General features: G+C 45.4%; 28 protein-coding genes. 16 read left to right on the forward strand and 12 right to left on the reverse strand.

Translation table 11 applies throughout. From position 1 onward, the window contains the following. Window positions 1-331 precede the first annotated feature (331 nt). Window positions 332-2,929: a phosphoenolpyruvate synthase gene (gene ppsA / locus C7820_RS05760; protein ID WP_116230117.1), complete on the forward strand. Its 2,598-nt coding sequence runs from the start codon at window positions 332-334 to the stop codon at window positions 2,927-2,929. A gap of 14 nt (window positions 2,930-2,943) precedes the next feature. Here the strand turns inward: ppsA and C7820_RS05765 are convergent, their stop codons facing one another. Further along, a complete protein-coding gene (locus C7820_RS05765) occupies window positions 2,944-4,212 on the reverse strand; it encodes an FAD-dependent oxidoreductase (protein ID WP_116230118.1) in 1,269 nt (422 codons plus the stop codon). A gap of 108 nt (window positions 4,213-4,320) precedes the next feature. Between C7820_RS05765 and C7820_RS05770 the strand changes: the two genes are divergently transcribed. Further along, complete coding sequence (locus C7820_RS05770; RefSeq protein WP_116230119.1) at window positions 4,321-4,770, forward strand: MarR family winged helix-turn-helix transcriptional regulator; 450 nt, start codon at window positions 4,321-4,323, stop codon at window positions 4,768-4,770. A gap of 42 nt (window positions 4,771-4,812) precedes the next feature. Here C7820_RS05770 and C7820_RS05775 read toward each other — a convergent pair whose 3' ends face one another. After that, entirely contained in the window at window positions 4,813-5,775 is a 963-nt protein-coding gene (locus C7820_RS05775) for a helix-turn-helix transcriptional regulator (protein WP_116230120.1), read from the reverse strand. A gap of 110 nt (window positions 5,776-5,885) precedes the next feature. Here C7820_RS05775 and C7820_RS05780 point away from each other — a divergent pair, with 110 nt between their 5' ends. Continuing rightward, window positions 5,886-6,365: a GyrI-like domain-containing protein gene (locus C7820_RS05780; protein WP_116230121.1), complete on the forward strand. Its 480-nt coding sequence runs from the start codon at window positions 5,886-5,888 to the stop codon at window positions 6,363-6,365. 86 nt (window positions 6,366-6,451) lie between these two features. Continuing rightward, entirely contained in the window at window positions 6,452-6,913 is a 462-nt protein-coding gene (locus tag C7820_RS05785) for a phage tail protein (RefSeq protein ID WP_116230122.1), read from the forward strand. Window positions 6,914-7,011: 98 nt separating this feature from the next. Here the strand turns inward: C7820_RS05785 and C7820_RS05790 are convergent, their stop codons facing one another. Further along, on the reverse strand, window positions 7,012-7,995 hold the full coding sequence (locus C7820_RS05790) for a phosphotransferase (RefSeq protein WP_116230123.1): 984 nt from the start codon (window positions 7,993-7,995) through the stop codon (window positions 7,012-7,014). Window positions 7,996-8,052: 57 nt separating this feature from the next. Continuing rightward, entirely contained in the window at window positions 8,053-8,271 is a 219-nt protein-coding gene (locus C7820_RS05795) for a hypothetical protein (protein WP_116230124.1), read from the reverse strand. A gap of 486 nt (window positions 8,272-8,757) precedes the next feature. Between C7820_RS05795 and C7820_RS05800 the strand changes: the two genes are divergently transcribed. Next, on the forward strand, window positions 8,758-9,027 hold the full coding sequence (locus C7820_RS05800; RefSeq protein WP_116230125.1) for a CD3324 family protein: 270 nt from the start codon (window positions 8,758-8,760) through the stop codon (window positions 9,025-9,027). Between the two features lie 338 nt (window positions 9,028-9,365). Continuing rightward, window positions 9,366-10,337, forward strand: coding sequence for an alpha/beta hydrolase (locus C7820_RS05805; RefSeq protein WP_116230126.1), 972 nt, complete (start codon window positions 9,366-9,368; stop codon window positions 10,335-10,337). Between the two features lie 117 nt (window positions 10,338-10,454). Here the strand turns inward: C7820_RS05805 and C7820_RS05810 are convergent, their stop codons facing one another. Beyond that, window positions 10,455-11,048 carry a TetR/AcrR family transcriptional regulator gene (locus C7820_RS05810; protein ID WP_116230127.1) on the reverse strand — a complete coding sequence of 198 codons (594 nt, stop codon included), beginning with the start codon at window positions 11,046-11,048 and terminating at the stop codon, window positions 10,455-10,457. Between the two features lie 181 nt (window positions 11,049-11,229). Between C7820_RS05810 and C7820_RS05815 the strand changes: the two genes are divergently transcribed. Continuing rightward, a complete protein-coding gene (locus C7820_RS05815; protein ID WP_116230128.1) occupies window positions 11,230-12,261 on the forward strand; it encodes an aldo/keto reductase in 1,032 nt (343 codons plus the stop codon). Window positions 12,262-12,373: 112 nt separating this feature from the next. Here the strand turns inward: C7820_RS05815 and C7820_RS05820 are convergent, their stop codons facing one another. Continuing rightward, on the reverse strand, window positions 12,374-13,534 hold the full coding sequence (locus C7820_RS05820) for an epoxide hydrolase family protein (protein WP_116230129.1): 1,161 nt from the start codon (window positions 13,532-13,534) through the stop codon (window positions 12,374-12,376). Window positions 13,535-13,641: 107 nt separating this feature from the next. Here C7820_RS05820 and C7820_RS05825 point away from each other — a divergent pair, with 107 nt between their 5' ends. The 3 genes from C7820_RS05825 to C7820_RS05835 all read left to right on the forward strand — a co-directional run bounded on the left by C7820_RS05825 (window position 13,642) and on the right by C7820_RS05835 (window position 15,296). Further along, complete coding sequence (locus C7820_RS05825; RefSeq protein WP_116230130.1) at window positions 13,642-14,496, forward strand: helix-turn-helix domain-containing protein; 855 nt, start codon at window positions 13,642-13,644, stop codon at window positions 14,494-14,496. A 100-nt stretch (window positions 14,497-14,596) separates the two neighbouring features. Next, window positions 14,597-14,905 (forward strand): hypothetical protein, encoded by a 309-nt coding sequence (locus C7820_RS05830; protein ID WP_116230131.1) that lies wholly within the window; start codon window positions 14,597-14,599, stop codon window positions 14,903-14,905. A gap of 19 nt (window positions 14,906-14,924) precedes the next feature. Then, entirely contained in the window at window positions 14,925-15,296 is a 372-nt protein-coding gene (locus C7820_RS05835; protein ID WP_116230132.1) for an iron chaperone, read from the forward strand. Window positions 15,297-15,402: 106 nt separating this feature from the next. On the opposite strand, the gene C7820_RS05840 is transcribed toward C7820_RS05835, so the two are convergent. Further along, complete coding sequence (locus C7820_RS05840; protein WP_116230133.1) at window positions 15,403-15,918, reverse strand: RrF2 family transcriptional regulator; 516 nt, start codon at window positions 15,916-15,918, stop codon at window positions 15,403-15,405. A 171-nt stretch (window positions 15,919-16,089) separates the two neighbouring features. Here C7820_RS05840 and C7820_RS05845 point away from each other — a divergent pair, with 171 nt between their 5' ends. The 4 genes from C7820_RS05845 to C7820_RS05865 all read left to right on the forward strand — a co-directional run bounded on the left by C7820_RS05845 (window position 16,090) and on the right by C7820_RS05865 (window position 18,878). Then, window positions 16,090-16,749 carry an FMN-dependent NADH-azoreductase gene (locus C7820_RS05845; protein ID WP_116230134.1) on the forward strand — a complete coding sequence of 220 codons (660 nt, stop codon included), beginning with the start codon at window positions 16,090-16,092 and terminating at the stop codon, window positions 16,747-16,749. Between the two features lie 93 nt (window positions 16,750-16,842). Further along, the gene (locus C7820_RS05850; RefSeq protein ID WP_116230135.1) at window positions 16,843-17,289 is read left to right on the forward strand and encodes an AAA family ATPase; all 447 of its coding nucleotides are present in this window, start codon (window positions 16,843-16,845) and stop codon (window positions 17,287-17,289) included. 391 nt (window positions 17,290-17,680) lie between these two features. Next, a complete protein-coding gene (locus C7820_RS05860) occupies window positions 17,681-18,286 on the forward strand; it encodes a TetR/AcrR family transcriptional regulator (RefSeq protein WP_116230137.1) in 606 nt (201 codons plus the stop codon). 154 nt (window positions 18,287-18,440) lie between these two features. Continuing rightward, window positions 18,441-18,878: a VOC family protein gene (locus tag C7820_RS05865; RefSeq protein WP_116230138.1), complete on the forward strand. Its 438-nt coding sequence runs from the start codon at window positions 18,441-18,443 to the stop codon at window positions 18,876-18,878. Here the strand turns inward: C7820_RS05865 and C7820_RS33765 are convergent. Both C7820_RS33765 and C7820_RS34080 read right to left on the reverse strand, forming a co-directional pair. After that, complete coding sequence (locus tag C7820_RS33765; RefSeq protein ID WP_258875126.1) at window positions 18,871-19,176, reverse strand: helix-turn-helix domain-containing protein; 306 nt, start codon at window positions 19,174-19,176, stop codon at window positions 18,871-18,873. The genes C7820_RS05865 and C7820_RS33765 overlap by 8 nt on opposite strands. Continuing rightward, the gene (locus C7820_RS34080; protein ID WP_285855013.1) at window positions 19,155-19,388 is read right to left on the reverse strand and encodes an AraC family ligand binding domain-containing protein; all 234 of its coding nucleotides are present in this window, start codon (window positions 19,386-19,388) and stop codon (window positions 19,155-19,157) included. Before C7820_RS34080 ends, C7820_RS33765 begins: the two co-directional genes overlap by 22 nt. A 194-nt stretch (window positions 19,389-19,582) precedes the next feature. On the opposite strand from C7820_RS34080, the gene C7820_RS05875 reads away from it, so the two are divergent. Continuing rightward, entirely contained in the window at window positions 19,583-20,782 is a 1,200-nt protein-coding gene (locus C7820_RS05875; protein ID WP_116230139.1) for a serine hydrolase domain-containing protein, read from the forward strand. Between the two features lie 39 nt (window positions 20,783-20,821). Here the strand turns inward: C7820_RS05875 and C7820_RS05880 are convergent, their stop codons facing one another. Genes C7820_RS05880 through C7820_RS34085 form a run of 3 tightly spaced genes read right to left on the reverse strand, consistent with a single transcriptional unit; the run spans window position 20,822 to window position 22,609 of the window. After that, window positions 20,822-21,283 carry a hypothetical protein gene (locus C7820_RS05880; protein ID WP_116230140.1) on the reverse strand — a complete coding sequence of 154 codons (462 nt, stop codon included), beginning with the start codon at window positions 21,281-21,283 and terminating at the stop codon, window positions 20,822-20,824. A 5-nt stretch (window positions 21,284-21,288) separates the two neighbouring features. Beyond that, the gene (locus C7820_RS05885) at window positions 21,289-22,080 is read right to left on the reverse strand and encodes a hypothetical protein (RefSeq protein ID WP_116230141.1); all 792 of its coding nucleotides are present in this window, start codon (window positions 22,078-22,080) and stop codon (window positions 21,289-21,291) included. A 22-nt stretch (window positions 22,081-22,102) separates the two neighbouring features. Continuing rightward, a complete protein-coding gene (locus tag C7820_RS34085) occupies window positions 22,103-22,609 on the reverse strand; it encodes a CBO0543 family protein (RefSeq protein WP_116230142.1) in 507 nt (168 codons plus the stop codon). A gap of 92 nt (window positions 22,610-22,701) precedes the next feature. On the opposite strand from C7820_RS34085, the gene C7820_RS05895 reads away from it, so the two are divergent. Then, window positions 22,702-22,971 carry a hypothetical protein gene (locus C7820_RS05895; protein ID WP_258875127.1) on the forward strand — a complete coding sequence of 90 codons (270 nt, stop codon included), beginning with the start codon at window positions 22,702-22,704 and terminating at the stop codon, window positions 22,969-22,971. The last annotated feature ends 7 nt before the right edge of the window (window positions 22,972-22,978 follow it).

Consider the following 22,978-nt stretch of genomic DNA (forward strand, 5'->3'; position numbering starts at 1 on the left):
CTCCTCCAATGTGCTTGCTTTATTCTATTGTAACGAATAACGCCTTGATTCGGACCAGACTGCAGCAGGTTTCTGACCTCGACTAAAGTCCAGCACCGCAAAGAGGTTCGTTAGGACCCACATACATCGTCGTAACTCAAACCAAAAAAGAACCTGGGTATCTGCCCAGGTTCTTTCATATTGCACAAAAAAAGACGTGATGATATAATCAGATCACGACTGTTCATGTTATGAAGTCATAAATATCTTATCTTACATTTTAAGTGTAACATGCCGGTTAAACTCTTGTCAAATGTTTTTTTCTCAATCTAATGGTTAGGGAGATGGTCGAATGAGTTCCATGGTTCTTGGGTTTCATGAAATCGAAAAATCGCAGCTTTATCTCGTTGGCGGAAAAGGGTTAAATTTAGGAGAATTATCCAAAGTTGACGGAATCCAGGTCCCCGAAGGATTCTGTATTACAACAGAGGGGTATCGAAAAGCCATCGGACAAAACGAAACGTATCATGCATTACTCCAACAACTAACCATGCTAAACGCAGATGATCGAGACCAAATTGGTGAGATCAGCGGGAAGATTCGGCAGACCATTATTGAATCAGAAATTCCTTCCGATGTTGTGGAGACAGTGACTCACTATCTCTCCCGGTTCGGCGAGGACCACGCTTACGCTGTGCGTTCTAGTGCAACTGCCGAAGATTTACCGCACGCTTCTTTTGCAGGGCAGCAGGATACTTATTTAAATATCATCGGTGTTGATGCCATTCTGCAGCATATCAGTAAATGCTGGGCCTCGTTATTTACGGATCGCGCAGTCATCTACCGTATACAAAATGGATTTGATCACCGTCACATTTATTTATCCGTGATCATTCAAAAGATGGTATTCCCGCAGGCTTCGGGGATATTGTTCACCGCTGATCCAATGAGCGGAAACCGGAAGCAGCTGTCCATTGATGCCAGTTTTGGACTTGGGGAAGCACTGGTCTCCGGCTTGGTATCCGCTGATAATTATAAAGTACAAGGAGGGGAAATCGTCGATAAGAGGATAGCTGCCAAAACATTGGCGATCTATGGACAAAAAGAAGGCGGAACCGAAACACGCCAAATCGATCCGGATCAGCAAAAGGCCCAAACCCTTACCGATCAACAAATTGTAGAGCTGGAACGGATCGGAAGGCAGGTTGAAGCTTATTTCGGCCAGCCGCAGGACATCGAATGGTGTTTGGCTGATGATACATTTTATATTGTTCAGAGCCGGCCGATTACAACGCTATACCCGATCCCTGAAGCAAATGATCAGGATAATCACGTCTATCTATCTGTTGGCCATCAACAAATGATGACAGATCCGATCAAACCGTTGGGATTGTCTTTTTATCTGTTAATTACTCCTGCTCCTATGCGTATAGCGGGCGGAAGGCTGTTCATTGATATTGCGCCTAGGCTGACTACCACTGCCGGCAGGGAAGCTTTATTAAAAAACTTGGAATCCGATCCGCTTTTCATAGGCGCAATTGAGAACGTAATCGAGCGAGACTTTATCAAATTGGTACCGAATGATCAAACCGCACCCATTCCCGCTAAAAGTAATACAGATAAGCCGGCAGCCTTCGAAAACGATCCGGCTATCGTAACTGACTTGATCCAGCGGAATCAAGCCTCGATAACAGCTTTAAAACAAAAGATCCAAATGAAATCCGGGGCAGAATTGTTCGATTTCATCCTCGAAGACATCCAGGAATTAAAGAGGATTTTATTTGATCCGCAAAGTACGGCTGTGTTTATGTCGGCTATCAATGCTACATTTTGGATCAATGAACATATGAACAAATGGTTAGGTGAAAAAAACGCAGCCGATACGCTTTCACAATCCGTGCCCAACAATATTACTTCGGAAATGGGCTTGGCGCTGCTGGATGTCGCGGATGTGATTCGCCCTTATCCGGAAGTCATTGATTATTTGGAGCATACAACAGAAGATCACTTTCTGGACGAACTGGTGAAGTTTGATGGAGGAAGGGAAGCCCGGGAAGCGATCTATGATTACTTGAGCAAATACGGCATGCGGTGTACTGGAGAAATCGATATCAGTCGTACCCGTTGGAGCGAAAAACCGCTTACGCTGGTCCCAATGATCCTGAGCAACATCAAAAACTTTGAGCCTCATGAGAGCCGTCGGAAATTCGAGCAAGGTCGCCAGGAAGCTTTGGCCAAAGAACAAGAGCTGTTAAATCGGTTGAGACAGCTGCCGGATGGCGATCAAAAAGCCGACGAAACGAAACGGATGATCGATCTCGTCCGAAATTTCATCGGGTATCGGGAATACCCTAAATATGGCTGGGTGAGCCACTACTTTGTTTATAAGCAGGCTTTACTGAAAGAAGCCGAACGGCTCGTGCAAGCCGGCGTCATTCATGATGTCGAAGATATATACTACCTTACTTTTGAAGAGCTTCACGAAGCCGTTCGCACCAATATGCTGGATGATCGCATCATCAGCAAACGCAAAGACGAGTACAAAGTATATGAAAAACTGACCCCACCGCGTGTCATAACGTCTGATGGCGAAATGTTTAGAGGTTCGTACAAACGGGGAGATCTCCCGGCCGATGCGATTTTAGGTCTGCCTGTTTCTTCTGGAGTGATAGAAGGAAGAGCTCGTGTCATTTTAAACATGGAAGATGCTGCTCTGGAAGAAGGAGATATCTTGGTTACCGCATTTACGGATCCAAGCTGGACCCCTTTGTTTGTATCCATCAAAGGTTTGATCACGGAAGTCGGCGGCCTGATGACCCATGGAGCCGTGATCGCGCGTGAATATGGCCTGCCGGCCGTAGTCGGAGTGGATCATGCGACCAAGCTCATCAAAGACGGGCAGCGAATCCGTGTGAATGGAACAGAAGGGTACATTGAAATATTGGAATAGCTGGCGTCGTCAAGTTATTCTGTTGTTGTTAACGGCTTGTTTTTAAAGGAACGAATCCAAGGCATTGCACGTAACATGACCCAGCTCATGAATGGATTATGAATGGAGAAGCGCTTCAGCATCGCCTTGGCTGATTCCACCTCACGAAATGCATACAAACTCATCTCCGCTTGATAAGATGCAATGGCTTCCTCTAAAGGTTCGCCTTGGGATACTGCTGCTTTAAGTTTTTCAGCGAGAAGAGCTGCATCTCGTAGAGCTGTGTTGCCTCCATGAGATCCAGTTGGTGGCATAGCATGTACTGCATCGCCCATTAAAGTGATTCGGGACACCGGCCAGGAAGACGGCTTCCTGGCCGCTTTTAATTTTACCAGCATGGTGTAATCTGCATCGGCTTGATTCACGAACCGCCTCAGCACGGGGTGAAAGTCCAGGGCAGTCTCTAGTGCAAAGTGATGCAGTATTTCGGAATCAAGTTTCTCTTGAGATGCAGGAAACAGTTCTTTTGGCAAGAGAAGAGCCCACATGACATAATCGTCAGAAATGGGAGGTGATTGCTCTGCTCCAAATCGAGAAAAAGCCGCTTGCGGAGCTTCGCGAAAGTTCATCGTCGTAAAGAAAAAGCCTTTACCCGCTTTTCCAATGGCGTATACGCCGCTCGTTTTCAGTGGAGCAGGAACGATGGACTGCCCGTTATGCAGAAGAGGCGTGCGACCATAAATTCCCCAGCTGTTCGCATCCTCCGGGTCACAGTCGGGCAACAGCTGCTTGCGTAATGCCGAGTTTACACCATCGGCACCGATGACGAGTGAAGCATGTGTATAACTTCCGTCAGAAAAGTGAAGGGTGGCGCCATCCGCTGCCGCATCGGCCCGAACCGCCTTTTTCCCATAATGAATCCGATCCTGCAGCCCTTCGAGCATAATCGTACGCAGCGTTTGGCGATCGGTTTGACGCGGCGTTCGTAAATCGGTACCACTCCGATCCCCTTTGAATGTAAGCCTGAAGACCTCTCCAAGGTCCTGATTTGTAACTCGAAAGTAAGAATCTTCGTCAGTGGGCGATGTGGTGGCCAAAAACAACTCGAATAAACGCGGCGGAAGACACTTGTGAAGTCCTGCCATCCCGTGCTCGTCTAACGTGACCCGGTATCCCTGGCGGCGGGCAAACGGTTCCGGATCACTTTCGTACACCTGCACATCGAACCCGGCGCGAAGTAAAGAATGGGCCAAACACAATCCGCTTAACCCGGCTCCAGCAATAGCCACTGAAATTTGGGACATATCTATCAGCCTCTTTTCATTTGCTCATCGGCAATTTTATTGATACAATGAAAGCAGCAAAACATTTTATCTCATGAGATAAGATAAATATAAAAGAGGATGATTTTTATGTCAACAAGCAAAAACATCAATATTCTTAATGAAGAATTACGGAATAACAGTACGGCAACGATCCTGTTTCACCAAGCCATTGCTGCAAAGTTAGGAATCAATTCCACGGATCACAAATGCTTGGATGTCATTATGAAGAACCAACCGCTTACAGCCGGTCAGCTTGCTGCATTGACTGGATTGACAACGGGAGCAATCACGGGCGTTTTGGACAGATTGGAAAAGGTAGGCTTTATTTTTCGTGAACAAGATCCGGAAGACAAGAGAAGGGTCAACATTTACATGAACCAAGAAAATGCAGAAAAGAACATTGTCCCGCTCTTCAGTTCATTTGCAGCGGAAATGAATCAACTGCTATCTAATTATGATGATAAGGAACTTGAGTTCATCATTGATTTTATTAGACAGTGCAATCGTGTGTTAATGAAATTTACTGAAAAACACTAATTCAATGCCAGACTGAAGAAGAGAGGGCTTTACCGGCTCCGTTTATGGAAGGTACAAGCCCATTCTTTCCTGGATCACCTCCAAGATCTCTTTCGGCATCTCCCTGATCTTGATATCACCACCCAGGAAAAGCAGCCAATTGGTTATTTCGGTCATTTCTTCGGCTTTATCGACATGAATATATGTCCTTAAAATGGCTGTCGTTTGGTAAGGATTCGTATAGGACAGGGATACTTTTATTGGATGGTATTTTCTGAACTGCGCAATCGCTTTTGGACCCAGCTCAATGACCAGGTTGGTGATTTCTTCCTGCTTACGTAGTTGTTCTTGGATCTTTTTCTTACTTATTCTTTTTTTCAAAGGGTATGGCTCTACATTGGTAAGGTCATCAACAGGAATAATCCTTCTCTTCTCTTCCTTCAAATCAAATCCCTCGATCAGCCACACGCTTTTCTCACGATAGAGGTGCAGGAGATAAATGGGATAGGACTTGATTTCCATCTCTTCTTGGATGGTGATCCATAAATATTCATCCCTGAGAAGGACTTGGATGAGCTTTTCCAGCATCGGATGGGGGAGGTCCGACAGGTCGAGCAGGTCGGGATTATTGGGGTTGGTTCCTTCAAACAGCAAAATTTGATTCAACAGGACAAGGTCATCCTGCTGGTTTTTCGAAATCAGGCCAAGCAATTTCTCGGCCAGCGAATGGCGGCTCTTCAAATATGGGAGCTGTTGATTTCTTGTAGCCATGAAGCCAATGAACAATGCTTTAATTTCGTTATCGGTAAAGCGGACCGTGGGCAGGATCGAGTTGTTCATGACGAAATACCCGCCATCCCTGCCGACTTCTGCAACAAGTGGCATCCCCATCGCTTCGATTTCCCGGATATCCCGGATCGCCGTCGATCGGGAGATGTTAAATTCCCGCATGATTTCGGAAATCGTAAAGTGGGCACGGTTGTTGATATACCGCATGATGATATTAATCCGTTCAACTTTTTTCATAGGAGTCTCCTAAACAGTATCACTTTTTGACATGATTCAAGGTTATTATAAACCTATCAAGTGAAAACACAAATCATTTGAACAAATTTAAAAAAAGGATGGTAATCAAAATGGCACAATATACGTTGGAAAAAAAGGACAGCTTTATCGTATTGGGGATTGGAACGGAACTGAAGAGCGATTACACAGACTACGCCGGCATCAACAAAGAAAAAGCAGAATTCTGGTCGGCTGTCGAAGAAGATGGAAGGCTGGATACGTTAAAATCCATCGCCGCTAATGATTTCATTTTTGCCGTGAACGAAGCGGTGAACAACAAGATGATGTACTATGCCGGCGTCATGACGGATGCTTCGCTGCCAGAGGCAACGAGAATGATCCAATTCCCTCAGGGCGAATACCTCGTTGTTAAAGGGGAAGCGCCGACATCCAATGATCTGAGCAATCAGCTTGCTGGCGTTGCGTTTGGTCAAGTGCTGCCGGAAGCGAAAGATTATGCTTATGTTGGAGGGCCGAATGCAACCGTTGAGATGGGGCAGCGGGACGGCGTCGTATTTGGCGAAATGTGGATTCCTGTCGTAAAGAAGTAAGTAAATTCGTGAAGTAATCGGGGCGGATTTTGCCCGAAGTGAGTTCTAAGGTGTAACGCCTTGCAAAACTTTTAGGAGGGATAGAAATGTCGTATATCGTTGATTTTAAAAATGTGTCCACCGTTGGTGTTGAGTCTTCTCCAGTAGCAGAAGCGCTTGCTGGGCTTCGGGCGAATGAGGCCCGTTACTTCATGAACAAGTATAAGCACAAATTTACGGTCGTACCCGCCAGCGAAAGCCAGGAGACTCTGGATTATGTGAACCGGATTTTGAAAGAAGAACGAGAGATCGAGTTTTCAGCCAAGCCTTTGGAAACATCGCAATTTCAAGTCGAAAATATTCAATTCACCTATGTCTTTTATGAAGATGGTCTGGGGCTCAATGTAATGTATACGGTGGATGACCCGAAGAAACGGGCCGTTGGTTTTAAGCTTTCGGACGGGATGGAGGAACCGAAGGAGCTGGAAAAGTTTAAGTTTGCCCGGCAGAAGTCTAAATTGGCTGGAACGATCCGGGGCTCGTTTTTTGTCATCAAGAAAGAGTACTAAACTACTTAGGAGAAAGCCGCAAAGATGCGGCTTTTTTGCATTTTAATTTTCATAATCATCGGATGAAACAGATACTAGATGGGTTAGGCGGAGGCATTTCAAATAATATGGTATGAGCGAAATTTCTGAACAAACCCTTCCAGCCAATCTTCCGAAAAGTCCAGGGCGCCAGAATCATTATGGATGAATGCCACATCAAGCCCCATAATCCAAAAGCGGCGAGCGATCATAAATAAATCAATCGCAGATTCATCCTGTGCAGAAAAGTCTCTAACCGATCGATAACCTGAGATGAACGAATCCCAAAGCGCTTCCTTTCGATCCTCTAATTGACGTTTTCTGCCCCGGACTTGTGCCAAATCATAAGCGCGCCAACCTTGTGCAGACCATTCAAAGTCATAATGAGTGAAGTGGTCCCCATCCTGGAACGCATTATTGTTGCCGTGCATATCTCCATGGCAGATTCCCCAATCCAAGCCCTGGTCAGCTGCTGTATGAATCCGGTCCATTAAAGCGCCCGCAAATTCACGTAGGAAAGACACGGAACGGTGGGTCTCTCCAAGGTAGTCCACAATCCGATGCAGGGATTGATCGATAAGGAAGTGAGCATCCAGGTGAAACCTGGGCTGATTCATAGTTATCCGATCCATCGCTGTATGCAATTCGGCAGCAGATTTTCCAAATGAAAAACATGATTTTTCGTCGTGAAGCAGATTTTCGGTGCCGCTCAAATAGCGGAAAATGGCGGCTATTCGCTTACCTTCTGGTGCATCCAAAATGGTATACAAACGGCCGTCCCTTTGGATCATGGGTTCGGATACTTGTGTAGCCACTGAGCTCAACTCGCGTTGTAATTGGGTTAATAAAGATAACTCATAAGCAACATCACATTCTTCAACCGATTGACGATACACTCGCAGTATGTACAAACCTTTAGAAGTTCGAATTCTATAAGTATCATTTAGTCCACGCAGCCAATACAAACATTCATTCCATTCTCCAATGTCATAGTGCTTGCTAAGGCAGTATTCCAGGTACTTTGGATCTAAAACAGAGCGTAGTGCAGTAGGTTGGGTATACATGGATTGACTCCTTTGTATGAGTTCAGTGTCAGTTGTTGTTTCATTCCTGGTTGATCGCTAGAAGTCCCCATATTTTCGTAACAGAAGAACGACTACTCCAATCAAAATAAATATGATCCCGCCAAACATTTCAGTGGAACCATTTGAGCGTACTTGTTGGGCTTCGGTATCATTCTTGGGAGCACGTCGCAAAAATTTAAGAAGCTTGGAATTAGGATTTTTATAATCGTACAGGCTTAATACAATCATGAATATACCGAGTACAATCATCCCCATTTGATTTTTCTCCTTTTCACGAAAAGCTCCTCCAATCTTTAAATAAACTTTATATAATAAAACGACTATATAGATTGAACTAAAGTTTAGCTTTGAACTTCCTGTTATAACGGTCTCATACGGCTCTATATTTCTTTAGTTCATTCTATCTAACATGTTAAGAAGTTCTTGGTTTTAGGCAAATATCCTTTTTTCTTTAACGGACCAGACCAAGGCTGAATAAGCGTCATATGATTTGGAGCAGAATGGTTGACTAGAATTCATAATGACAGGAACCGCCCATCTGAAATATGGTATACTTGGAACGTTAAGGGGGTGCTTTACTGGTGGAGAATCGATCAAGATTGTCTGTGACTTCTTTCACTCATGCAAAGCCAGTATTGGAGAAGCGTTACTTTGTGTGGGGCGGAATTTTAACTAACGCGGAATAAGCTTTTCTAATATTTTGGCTTTGCACCTTATTTTCAAAATAAGGAGTGAAGCGAATTGAAATATACGAATGCTAAAAAAATACTACCTGAAAAGCTAATTTTAGAGATTCAACAGTATGTCCAAGGAGAGACGATTTATATTCCGAAGCAGCAGAAGGAATATCAGCAATGGGGGAGCTTGAGCGGCGGAAGGCAGTGTCTGGATCAGCGAAATGCCGAGATCAGACAGGCATATAAGAATAATAGCAGTATCGAGCAGCTTGCTGAGGACTATTTCCTCTCCATTGAAACGATTAAGAAAATTGTATATTCGGGAAATAAATAACGAACGGCACTGATGAAGATTATCTTCATCAGTTTTTTTAAGAGATCAGAAAGTATAAGTTTCGGAGCTTCTGTTTCCTGATCTCGCGAGAAAGCTTCCTTTAGACGCGGTCTGTCTTCTTTGAAGGTACGTCGATAGACGTTTTTTTTGTCGAAAACGATTCTAAGTCATTGTTTACATATGAATCGCTTATTGCGCTCTTTAGAATTTGAATAGGCGGAGGAACAATCCGCTGGTGCAGAAGATCGATACAACAACTTATGAAATCGATCCCATCGGGGAATGCTGGACCACATCATCCTTCGAAGGATTCTATAAGAAAGCGGGGAAACGTAACGATGAACGAACAAAAAAACAGAAGCAGGCATCTGGTCGATCCGGAGATTATAAGTGCACTTGATTTATTTCCGACAAGCGATCTGACGGATGCAACCCTAATGGAATCACGGGAAAGTCAAGCAAAAATGATTCCGCAAATAGATGTAACGCAGCTGTTTCCTGTCACATGGGAAGAAAGGGCGGTGCCAAGTTATTTTGGCGGACCCGATATACGCATAGAAATCATTAAACCTCGTGAGCCCAAGTACGATAAAATGCCGTTATATTATTCGATTCACGGTGGCGGAATGGTTATGGGCAGTCCGGTCGGCGATCGCTCAGCGAATGCAGCCTTGGCGGCGCAGCATGGTTTTTGCTGCGTATCTGTGTATTACCGACTCGCGCCGGAACATATTCAGCCAAGCCAGTTGCATGACTGTTATTCAGCCCTGAAATGGTGCATTGAGCATGCTGAGGAACTCGCGATCGATATTCAGAAAGTCGCGGTTGGGGGGAGCAGCGCAGGTGCCGGACTTGCGGCAGGGCTAGCCCTATACATTCGTGATCAAAAGGAATTCGATATTCATCATCTAAGGCTGCGCAGCCCGATGCTCGATGACCGTACGAGTATATCGCCGGATCATCCCTATGCCGGCGAGTTTGTGTGGACAAATCGCAGCAATTATTTTGGATGGAAATCGGTACTAGGGCATGAACCCGGTCAAGAGGGGACCAGCGAGTATTACGTGCCTGCGCGTGCGAAATCGCTGGCCGGTTTACCGCCCACGTATATCAGCATAGGCAGCATTGATTTGTTCATCGATGAAGCGATACGATTTGCCCAACAGCTTGCCTTTGACGGTGTCTTGGTGGAGCTGCATGTATATCCTGGATATCATCATTTGGCTCCAGCCTTTCCGAATGCGCATTATTCGCAGGAAGGCGCCAAATCCAGTGAATACGCCTTGCTGAAAGCGCTGGAGCTGGTTTGATTTTATTTTCTCGAGTATGATCTTAAAAGTAAAAGCAGCAGTTCAAAACGTTGAACTGCTGCTTTTTTTGTTGCTTACACATCGGATGCTCAAATAACTGCAGGCACCATACAAAATTCAACCACCGTTTTCAAGACATGGTGTATTGCGTATATATCTGGTCAGCATTCTCGCTATATCTTCGGGAGGAATGGAACGATCCGCCGTAAACCAATGTTGAATCATTCCAAACTGTGCATTTCCCAAATAAGCAATTGCATAATCCGTAAATAGGTTTTCAGAAAGATCGTCTTGATTTCGCTTCAAATTTTCATACAAACGTGTACCCACTAAATACTGGAGCCGTTCTTTTAACTCTGCTGGAGCTTCCGGATGGAATAGCGCTTTAAAAAAGCTGGCATGCTTATGCATGTATTGGAAGGCCTTGGTAATCGGAGGATAAGCTTCCTCATGAGCAGGATAGCGCATCAACTCCTGAAGATTGAGAGGTTCGAAAACGCTCAATAATTCTTGAATAAATACCGTTTCCTCAATCAGATGAAAAATATCTTTATAATGCAAATAAAAAGTGCCTCGATTAATTCCTGCTGTTTCACATAGGTTTTTAACCGTCAGCCCTTTAATACCTTTATTTTCTAAAATAGACAACAAGGCGTTCTCCATTAGCGTGCGACTCCGGACGACTCTCAAATCCGTACTATTTTGGCTCATTTGTGTACCTCCATGATGAATGTCGGTGTTTATCAACAATTTTAACGTTGTATCTATTAATCAACACGTGGCCTTTTATGTTCATTGAACTCCCCGTTATGCCTGATTATAATTGCTTCTATAGCCTTAATCAACACGTGTTCATTACCATCGGGCTATATCAAATTTTAGGAGGGAAACCATGGAGTATAGATATCTTGGAAAGACGGGTACGAAAGTCAGCGCGTTTGCATTAGGCGGATCCAGTTTTGGATCAAGGACAAGTGAAGAAGATAGTATAAAAATGATTGATGAAGCATTGGATTTTGGGATCAATCTGATTGATACATCTAACCGATACGGAAATGGGGAATCGGAACGCATTATCGGAAAAGCGATTAAAACCAGGCGGCAAAATGTCATATTAGCTTCTAAATTTGGTGCGGAGGCTACCCTGGAATTAAATCATAGTGGTGCATCTCGCCGCTCAATACGAAATGCTGTTGAACAAAGTCTGTTACGTTTGCAGACCGACTATATAGACCTTTATCAACTCCATCTTCCTTTTGAATTTGTTGCTTATGAGGAGATTCTATTAACGTTGAACGATTTGGTGAAAGAAGGGAAAATTTATCATATCGGTACTTCAAATCACCTGGGTTGGCAAATGGTTCAGGCACAAGCCATTAGCGATCGATATCACATCCAGCGATTTGTAAGTGAACAAACACCATATTCTATGATCAATCGACAAATGGAATTCGAACTTGCTGAAGTCGCTAAACAATATGATCTTTCTCTATTCGTGTACAGTCCCTTATCTGGTGGCTTGCTGACAGGAAAGTACAAAGCAGGTCAGGCCGCCCTAAGCGATTCTCGTGCTGCGACATTAAAAGGGTATGCAGATGCGTTAAATCCTGAGCTAGCTGAAAATGAATATAAGTTTAAGATCATTGAAAAGCTGCAGCATCTTGCGAATGAAGCGGGGATTCTACTAGCGGATATGGCAGTCGCTTTTACCCAAAGTCATCCATCCGTCACGTCAACTCTCTGGGGACCGCGCACTTCAGAACAATTAAAAGCCTATATTGCCGGTGCAGAATTGAGGCTCGGCACGGATGTGTTGGATGCGATCGATGCCATTGTTCCACCAGGCAAACGGATCGATGACAAAGAGCAAACCTGGAGTCCTGAGTGGATGAGTGCCGAACGGCGCAGACGACACGTGAGTTGAAAAATCATTGGAGAGGAACCTCGCGAAATCATACAACGGCAGCCGATCACACGATCGGCTGCCGTTGTTTATCGTAGTATTGGGGAGTGCACGTTTTAGATTTTCATGAATATTAATGATGATTTGTCCCTCTAAACGGCTTGTAGAAGGCACGAATGTCCTGTGCCAAGAGCTCGGGTTCTTCCAATGCGGTAAAATGTCCGCCACGGGGCAACGTAGTCCAGCGGGTTACATTTAGGTTGCGTACAGCCCATTCTCGGGGCGGCAGCAATATATCAGCAGGGAGTAATGCGATGCCTGTCGGCACCTCAATGTAGCCCAATGGCGGCAAGGAATGAGAATTCTCATAATAAATGTTCGCTGCCGACATGGCCGTGTTTGTCACCCAATAAATCATTATATACGTGATCAGTTCATCTTTACTGAATTTTTGCTCAAGATTACCGTTACAATCGCTCCATGCCCGGAATTTTTCAATGATCCAGCTTGCCAAGCCGACCGGTGAATCGGATAGTCCATACGCCAATGTTTGGGGGCGGGTCGATTGAAGGGACATATAGCCACCCTCTTCAGCAATCCATGCCGATGCGTTTTTCTTATATCGCAGTTCTTCTTCCGACAGCTTTGCCTGATCCGTTGCCGTCATCAGATCTCTAATGATGCCGATATCGGTCAAGTGGATTCCGAATAACAGTTCCGGATGATTGGCTGCCAGGTACCTTGTAACACCGGAGCCGATATCCCCGCCGGCGGCAGCAAATTTTTTGTAACCTAAGTGCTGCGTCATCAGCTTAGCCCACATTTCCGAGACACGAAAATTGTTGACACCGGAATGTGCAGGGCGGCTTGAGAACCCAAAACCAGGTAATGACGGGACAATCACATCAAATGAGTCTTCTGGATTTCCGCCGCAGCTGGCAGGATCCGTAAGCAGAGGAATGATTTTTTCGTAACGAAGGTAACTGTCGGGCCAACCGTGGGTAAGAATGATGGGCAGAGGGTTAGATCCTTTACCACGCTCATGTACAAAGTGCACATCGATCCCGTCGATATGGCAGCAATACTGGGAAAAGCGGTTTAACTCGGATTCCTTGGCTCGCCAATCATAATGATCCTTCCAGTACGAAACGAGCGACTTTAAATAACTTAATTCCGTACCTCGTTCCCATCCATCGTTATCTACTTGTTCCGGCCAGCGAATATGATCCAGTCTGTATTTTAGATCGTCCAACATTTCGTCTGCGACATGAATGTGAAAACGCTCAATAGTCATCGTGTTTTCCCTCCTTTTGTCGTTGCATCGCCATTATATCCTTTGTGCTGGTATGGTACACTGGCATAAACGAAGCATCTAACTATAAAATTTGATAGGTGATGGCTATGCCGCAAATAGACCGACACAAACATCGTAATGTGAATATTGAGTTTTCCGCTGTGGAGGATCTCAGCGTGCTTCCTTATCCTAAGCGTTATACTCTCATTTTCTTCACATCAGGAAGGATGAGCGGGACGTTAAACGAACGGCCGATATCGATCGTAGCTCCTGGTATCCTTTGCTTGGCCGAGGATGACGAGATGGAAGTGATAGAAAAACAAAACGTTGCCGCACAATCCTTTCGTTTTCATCCCGAATTTCTTAACACGATCACTCTCGCCGATACGCGGGGCTATTTCCCGACGAGTCCGAGAATACAAGCAGGCCGTTCCCTTTTTCACAGGGAGGATCCATATACAGCTGTACCCCGTATCACCGAGAAAGCATTTCCGCTATTATTTGAATGGTTTTTTATACTCGGCATGGAAGTGCAGGCGCAAAGTGATGCCCGCTGGGTGTGCAGAATAAAGAAATACCTCATCCAAATTCTAGGTTTGCTCGAGGATTTAAACCGAAATGGCGAACATTCCCCTGTCGATTTGGTGCTGGAGTATATTCACACGAACTATTCCAGAAAGATTTCTTTGGAAGATCTGACGAGCTGCGCTCATTTAAACCGAGTGACGCTGAATAAGCTGTTTCAGGAAAGATGTGGTCTTACAGCCATGGGTTACTTGCTGTCATACCGCTTAAAAGTTGCAAGTGAACTTTTAACGCACACCGGGATGAAGCTTGATGAAATTGCTCACGCTGCCGGATTTGAGTATGACACTCACTTGATCAAGCAATTTACGGCTAAAAAAGGCATCTCACCTACAAAATACAGGACCATCTCCCGCAAGTTCTCCACGGTTCAATAAGAGACGGAGAGCCCTTGAGCCTCCATTGACAGTGATCCGCCTAACGATTAAGGTAGTGGAGGATATGAAGTAGAAAGTCATTTATTTTTGGAGGATATTTATGAATCAACGCTTTCGAATTACGAGATCGATGCAGCCGGACTCCGGTGATCAGGACATTTCACTTGAAGAATGCAAAGCTTATTTTTCAACCAAGGCTGATTTTACTTACCAAACGGTGCTGACTGTGCAAGGGGAAGAGAGTACCATGTCGATTGAAGGGGATTTCTTTATGTGGCAGCATGGAGACGCCCTCATTCCTTTTAGGCACTATATGGGGGAGTTGTATGCAGCGGTCTCTCATCAAGACATCGTACCCCTTATGATCGAAATTGCAGGAGATTTGCGGGCGGATATCGTGGAAGGATAATGGAAATAGGAGGGAGACCATGGAAGTTTTTAAAGAATACTTAACACGGATGGATAACCCCGAGCATCGTGCCCGATTGGAAGAAATTATTGGCTGGATCACGAAGACATTCCCGGATTTAACGCCAAAAATTGCGTGGAATCAGCCTATGTTTACCGATCACGGCACATTTATCATCGGCTTCAGCGTTGCCAAACATCATCTGGCTGTTGCCCCTGAAAGGGCGGGAATTCTTCATTTTTCCGATGAAATTGTACAATCTGGCTATGATCACACCAAGGAGCTGGTGCGGATCCGCTGGGATCGTCCTGTTGATTACTCCTTACTTGAGAAAATGATCAAATTTAACATTTTGGATAAGGCAGACTGCACAACGTTTTGGCGGGCATAGCTTATTCATAAAGTGCAAATCGCAAGATGACGAGAATAGACAATAGTTAAAAAAGCCGCATTGCTGCGGCTTTTTTTTATTTTAAATCCAATTGCAAAAACCTGGCCTACTTAACCTTGTTGTTCTTCTTAAAATAGGCGCGCGCATCTTCCCGGGTTTCCTTGGGCAAGGTGCGCTCCAGTTCCTCGTTCATCCACTGCAGTGTCCGGCTACGCAAAGAATCCCGCATTTTCTCCTCCGCCTCCAGCATGACCATATTGATCAAGCAATCCGAAGGCGTACAGGAAGCGCACGCATCGTTGTTTTCCTTGCTCCGGTAGAAATAATTTTTATCTTTAATGTTCTGGCATTGAAAAATGGGCTGATCTCCTTCGACGGCCGTTACGACGTCCCAGAAAGTTATCGCATCCGGGGATTTGGCCAGCTTGTAGCCGCCCTTGACCCCTGGTACCGAATCCACAATACCCGCTTTGGACAGCTTCCCGAATATTTTGGACAGATACGTCTCCGACAAACCTTGGTAGGCGGAAAGTTCTTTGATCCCGATCGGACTGTCCACCGGGAGATCAATCAAATATACGAGGCAATGCAAAGCATATTCGACCCCAATACTATACTGCATGCAAGCCACCTGCCTCCCGACAAATTCACTAACCATAATGTTAAAAGCAAACATTTTTGATGTCAAACGTAACGCGATTGACAAACGGAATGATGGCAAGTTATAATGTCGACAGATCTAATCGACGATCAATATTATCGACAATTGTGAATGAGTAGGAGAGGATGCATCATGAATAAAATGCTGGTTCTAAATGCCCATCCGGACGTAGAATCCACCACCTCGGTGACTTTAAACGTGCTCGAGTCTTTTTTACAGCGTTACAGAGAGCTTGTCCCAGAAGGTGAGTTCGAACAAGTCAATCTTTATCGTGACGAGGTACCACTGCTGGATCACGTTGCTCTAACGGCCCGCAGCAAGTCCGCAGCAGGAGAATGGCTTACACCGGAGGAGCAGGCCGTTACGGACCGGACGAACGAACTGCTGCGGCAGTTCAAAGGTGCGAAGAACATCGTCATTGCGATGCCGATGCATAATTTCAATATCCCGTCCAAACTCAAAGACTACATGGACGCCATTCTCATTCCGCGGGAAACGTACACGTTTACCCATTCGGGATCCGTAGGCTTGCTTAAGGACGGACGGAGCGTACTCGTTATTCAGGGAAGCGGATCGATATACACCAATAACGACTGGTACACGGAAGTGGAATATTCCCATCAATATCTACGATCGATGTTTACCTTTATGGGATTTGACAGCTACGAGATCATTCGTGCGCAGGGCAACGCTGTTTTACCGAAAGAGAACGTACTGGAGCAGGCCAAGCAGGAGGCCCTTCAGGCGGCCGAACGTTTCGCACATCGCATGTCTGGCAGCGTTACGCGATAAGGGCCCGTATTAAAGATCGTCCTGGGGGAGACGATAAAGATCAAATCGGATCTGAAACGCCCCGCCATCTTTAAGCCAGGAAGGAAAACTGTCATGGAATGCGTCATTTTCACCGGAATACAGGCTTCCGGAAAATCAACATTTTACAAGGAAAGGTTCTTTGCAACTCATATGAGGATTAATCTTGATATGTTGAGAACAAGACACCGGGAGAATGTTTTTCTGGAAGCATCCGTCCGAACGATGCAATCCTTTGTGGTAGACAATACGAATCCCACCGTGGAGGCTCGAAAAAAATATATCGATTTCGTGAAAAAACATCATTATAAGGTTATAGGGTATTATTTCGAGCCTGACTATGAATTATCCCAAGAGCGTAACAACAAGAGGGAAGGGAAAGAAAAGGTTCCTGAGATCGGAATGATGAACACTTTGAAGAAGCTGCAACGGCCGTCTTATAGTGAGGGTTTTAATGAGCTGTATATAGTCAAGTCACTAATCGATGGGTTTGAGATTCAAAAATTACCTTATGAAGGATAACGCAATCTTACCGTGCGCCGTCAGGCGGCACGGTTTTTTGCTAATCCTTTCCGGTCAACAGTCGTCTTCCCAGCTGCAGCCTCGCTTCAAGCTCGATCCTGCTTTTGCAATCCTCGCAATAATACATTCCGTTTCTGTTACGTTTCGCGCGCTCATATGCTGGAGTGCCTTCGAAGACATCAAATGATCTTTTGCAGCTATAACATATCAATTGCCAACGAAATTTATTGGATTGGTCCTGCACCGATATCCCCTCCTTAAATCACGAAAGAGTCCCACTCTCTTGACGTGGTAACCACAACGCGGTATAACTGAAAAAAACTCTAAATAATACACTGTGCTATTTATAATAATACAGCGTGTTAAAATAATATCAAGGGGCGTTTTCACCGTGCCAAAAATTGTGGACCATGACCAAAAAAGAAAACTGATCGCGGAATCGGCATGGAGAATTATTGAAAAAAAGGGGATCGAGCATGCGTCTATTCGTGCCGTTGCCGCTGCGGCAGGGGTGTCGCCTGGAGCCTTACGGCATTATTTTTCAACGCAGGACGAGCTGCTGTTATTTATCGTGGACTATTATTTGACGAGGGGAGCCGACAGAGCAAAAGGAATCGAGATAAGCCGTATTCCGATGAAAGCCGCGCTGGAAGTGGTATTAGAACTTCTCCCCACGGATTCGGACAAACGAACGGCAGCCGGCGTCTGGTGGGTATTTGCCATCCGTTCGCTCACGAGCCCGGCGTTACAAGATAAAAAGGATGAGCTCACGGACGGGCTTCATGACCTGAGCAGAACCGTCCTCGATCTTCTGGCTAAGGCAGAGCTTCTTCCCTCATCCATCGACATGGAGCTCGAAAGCTTGAGATTGGCCGCGGTGATTGAAGGCTTGACGGTCCTCGCATTGCTTCGGCCGGAGATCTACACGCCGGAGACCATTGAACGGATCATCGTCCGCCATCTCCAGGAGCTGTGCGGGCACGCGGTGAATGAGTAAACTGGAAGAGGAACGGTTTCCGGTTTCACCAAACTCAACTTAGCAATTGAAAAGAAATCGAAATCGTTAATATACGATAATATTGGGTTGTGCTTATTGCGTCATTTCTAAAGCGATTTGCATCATTATTTCTCGGGTGAAGGAGATGTGCGAGATGAAGGTCAATAAAATAGATCATGTAAGTATAAACGTAAATGATCTCTCGGCCGCCAAAGCGTTTTTTCTCGATATAGGCTTTGAGGTGCGAGCGGAATGGGAGATGGAAGGCGAGCTGTTGGATCGGGTCCTAGGGCTCCGCAACGGAAAAACAGCCTGTATAGCATTGGGGGCACCAGAGAGCCAGGCATGGATCGAGCTGGTCAAATATTATCATCCGACAGATGAAACCGAAATTCAGCAGTCTTATCCCTATACGCTCGGTATCCGGCATATGGCCATTGAGGTTGAAGACATTGAAGCCATCGTATCCACATTGAAACAGAAGGGCACGGAAACCTTTAGTGAGATCCAGCAATATGAACAAAGCTACAAGTTATGCTATGTTCGTGGGCCGGAAGGGATCATTTTGGAGCTGGCAGAGAAGGTCAAATAACGGGACGTCTCTGGCGTACGGAAGGGTGAATGCGCAGAGAACCCTGGTTATTCGAATTTTTGTAATATTTTTTGAAGGCTTTTGAAAAGGTAAACGGATCAGGATACCCGAGAAAGCCTGCGATCTGTTGGATCGTGTATTTTTGGGCGTAGAGATAGTCGCGTGCCCGGTTCATTTTGATTTGGGAAATGTACTGTCCCGGCGTAATGCCTACGCTTTTCTTGAAATAAGAGATAAAATACTTTTCGGATACGCCGACTAGCGCAGCGAGCTCATTCATCCGAACGGAACGGTGCAAGTTTGCATATCGGGATAAAAAAACACCGCGTCTCCCGGACCTGCCGTATGTTCGGACTCGCCGATCGTCACCCTCACGGAGCCCGATTGAATGAACCATAGATCGTAATCGGGATGAGACTTGTGCTCGGTCCAATTCTTATCGTGAGCTTGTTCTAAAGCGACGCCGACCAGATCATCAAAGAACTGCTGACCCCATACAACAACAGGCAAGCGAGCTGGCGCATTATGCGCAGCTCGTTTGTTGTTTTTGGATATTCAAGCCTCCGATCGTTCTGGATTTATCGTTTTGGGCTGGGGTACGCCAATTATACACATGAATCTTTAATAACACCTTATTATATAGAAGGCATGTATTCAGATAATATATTAATGCGGGGTAAATATAGAAGAAGGGATGGCGGAAAATGATGAATTTTACGAAGCTCACTGCGTATCTGGATACATTTTATAATGAAAAAAACATTCCTGGTTTAGGTGTCGCTATGTATCACAAACACCAGCCTGTTTACGAACATTATACCGGGTTTTCAGACGTAGAGAATCAGGTTCCATTTAGAAGGGACAGCATTTTCAAATTGTATTCTACAACAAAGGTCGTGACTTGTACAGCACTGCTGCAGCTGCTAGAGCGAGGAAAATATAAGCTCACGGATTCTTTGTATGAGTATATCCCAGAGTTTAAGCACATGCTTGTTCGTCATTCGCTGCCAGATGGAACAATCGACCTGCTTCCTTCACAAAATCCAATTACCATCGAGCATTTGTTTACAATGACAGCAGGAATCGAAACGATTCATACGGATGCAGTTCATAAGGCTGTAGCCGAGAGCAACAGTGAGGGCCGGACACTTGCTGTTATCAGGGCAGTGGCGCAGGAGCCGTTAGCCTTTGAACCGGGCTCGCATTTTAAATATACCGCGTGCCACGATGTACTGGGTGCATTGCTCGAGGTCATAACAGGGCAAAGCTTTGGACAATATTTGCAGGAGAATATTTTCGATCCGCTAGAGATGAAAGATACCTCATTCCAGCTAAAGGATGAGAGCCGCTTTTGCAAGCTGTACAATCGATTTAATGGTAAGACGCACACGGCAGAAAGCGTCGGAGAAACCTTTAAGCTTAAGCCAGGTCCAGCTTATGAAAGCGGCGGTGGCGGATTATATTCCACAGTGTCAGACTATATTATATTTGCAGAGGCATTGTGCAACTACGGATTGGCACCGAATGGCGTGCGCATCCTTAAACCGGACACAGTGGATGCTATGCGAAGCAACCGCCTGTCGCCTACTGCGCAGCAGGATTTTGCCAAATTCGGCGGGGGAAGCAAACTGGGCTATAGTTATGGCTTAGGCGTAAGAACCTTAGTGAATCCTGAGGATAACAATGCACTTAGCCAACATGGGGAATTTGGCTGGGATGGCGCTAGAGGCTGTTACGTTGTCATGGACCCTGAATCGGAAGTCACGCTGTTCTATGCGCAGCAGGAACAGGGTTCGGAGTGGTATCGCTGGCACGGTACGATACGGAACTATGCCTATGCTAGCATTTGGGATGCAGAGATGCCACCAACCCAATATAAAAGCCGACGTTTAGAGGATATATGAGGAGAAAAAAGCCGCATGGTTGCGGCTTTTTGTATTTTCTTAAACGACCCTTGCTGTTCCAAATGCATAATGATGCCATAAAATATCTTCCACCGTATCAGCCTGATCCTCCTCGCACTCAATCAAGAGGATCACTTCCGAATATTTGCCCCGTAACAGACGCCGCTTCTTTTTAATGACTTTGTAGTAGAACAAGTCGATGCAAACCCCAAGGATAAAACCAACAGACGTGCCAATCAGGCCGCAATAGATCGGCCCCCAGGCCAGCTTAAAACCGACACTGGCACCAATGACGGCAAACGCCGTGCCAAGCGCTGCTCCAGTGCTGATCAACGAAATTCCGTCCGCGTTGTGGATACTGTCAAACAATCTCCGCTCCGTTTTGCGATTCGTTAAGGGTACAGCGAAAATGTTCTCTTTATGGATTCCGTTTTTCTCCAGAACCGTGATCGCTAATTCCAAATTGGTGGAATGCTCAAACGTTGAAAATATTTGTACCATCGGGTTTATTTCACTACCTTTCCCTTTTTTACTTGAAACGAAGGGCTTTGGTAATGCTTGATCAGGAAACTCTTCTGCTCGTTGTTAAACAGCTTGTTATTTTCCACGGTGTTTGCATACGAGTCGTACGCTGAAAATCCCCACATGGAAGGCATGAACAGCAGCCATTGTTTGTCAAGCACAGCCGTTGACTCCGTTAATTGACCAAGGAACAAGTACTGGACGGACAGAAGCAGTTTGGAGAAATATAAAAATACGATCGTCCAAGCAAGTGCGAAAAACGCGGTGACGATGCGGTGAATGTGCAGCTGTCCAAGCCCTGGCATAAATAATGACCAGATGACCGACATGACGGGTTGCCGTTTATCCAAATAATTAATCTCCATCGCTCCGATGGTAAAAGAGTTAAATGGCGCATTTTCTTTTTCAGCGAGCAAATAAACTTTGTTCATATCGACCGATGTTCGGTAACTATCCCATATGCCAAACAAATAAACCGGAATATACATGAGCATCCACCTTGGATCCAGCACCTCTTTCGCTGCCTCAATATTCCCGCAAAACGAATGCACCATCGCCAGATTAATTTTTGCGTTGTAATTGACAATCACTTCCCACATAAACAAGGTGAGCCCACGTAAATATTTGCTTAACAGGAGGTGCCCGAAACCCGGAAATGCCGCAGACCACCAAGCAATGACATACGGATTGCGGATATGAAACTGGGTGGTGCCGGCTATGGAAATATGGGCCTTGTAGCGGCGGAATTTGTTTTCGACATTCCTGTAATTATCCACGAACTTTCCTCCATAAATACACTTAAAGATTGGCTATTTGCCTTCTCACGAGTTTCAAATTACATACAAGAATTAAGAATATAAAGGGATATAATACAGCTGAATACCATAGCTTCCAACCGTTGTAATAAAAAAAGTCGGTCTGCACTGTGAGCCATTCAATGCCAACAGAAAATACTGACCAGATTAGAATATAGGTAATTTTGAACCGCAATCTCTTATGGAAAGGGAAAAAATTCAAGAACAGGAAGCTGACGGACGGGAAATACATGATAATCGCCAACATAGACAGCCACTGGAATCCGGGGGACAGGTAACCATAGAGATCATAATGCAGGTCAAACACCACATCCGTTGTAAGACCGAATGCGTAGGCAAAAAAGGAAGTCGCATAAATTTCGACCCTGCTTAAACTTTTTGGGACTGAAAAAGACACAATGTTCAGAAATAAAAAAAGGACAAATACATAGACCATGCTTATTGACCACTTCCCGTTTTGATCCGGCGCAGTTCTGTGCCTGATTAGCATTATGGGATGATTCAGATGATAATAAACCCCCTTCACTGAAGACAGTAAAAAGCCCTCGGCGATGGCGCCAAGGACTTATCGGAGGAAATATGATGGGGAACAACAATATTCACGGCTGTCCCGCTCCACAGAATATTACATTGGTGCAGCGCTTGCAGGCGCTTGTGGGACGAACGGTTACGGTGTTCCAGCCCGGGTTTCCGAGATTAACCAAAACGACAGGCAAGCTCTCAAATGTGACCAAGTCCTCGTTTACCGTTGGCAAGACTGTAGTCGCAATCCAGACCTCCTTCTATATCGTCACGAACGAAAGGGTTATACGGACGAAACCCTTTGACTTGACGGCGACCTCGGCGAACTGAACGGGAT

It is taken from the genome of Paenibacillus sp. VMFN-D1 (assembly GCF_003386155.1).
Classification (GTDB): Bacteria; Bacillota; Bacilli; order Paenibacillales; family Paenibacillaceae; genus Paenibacillus_AQ; species Paenibacillus_AQ favisporus.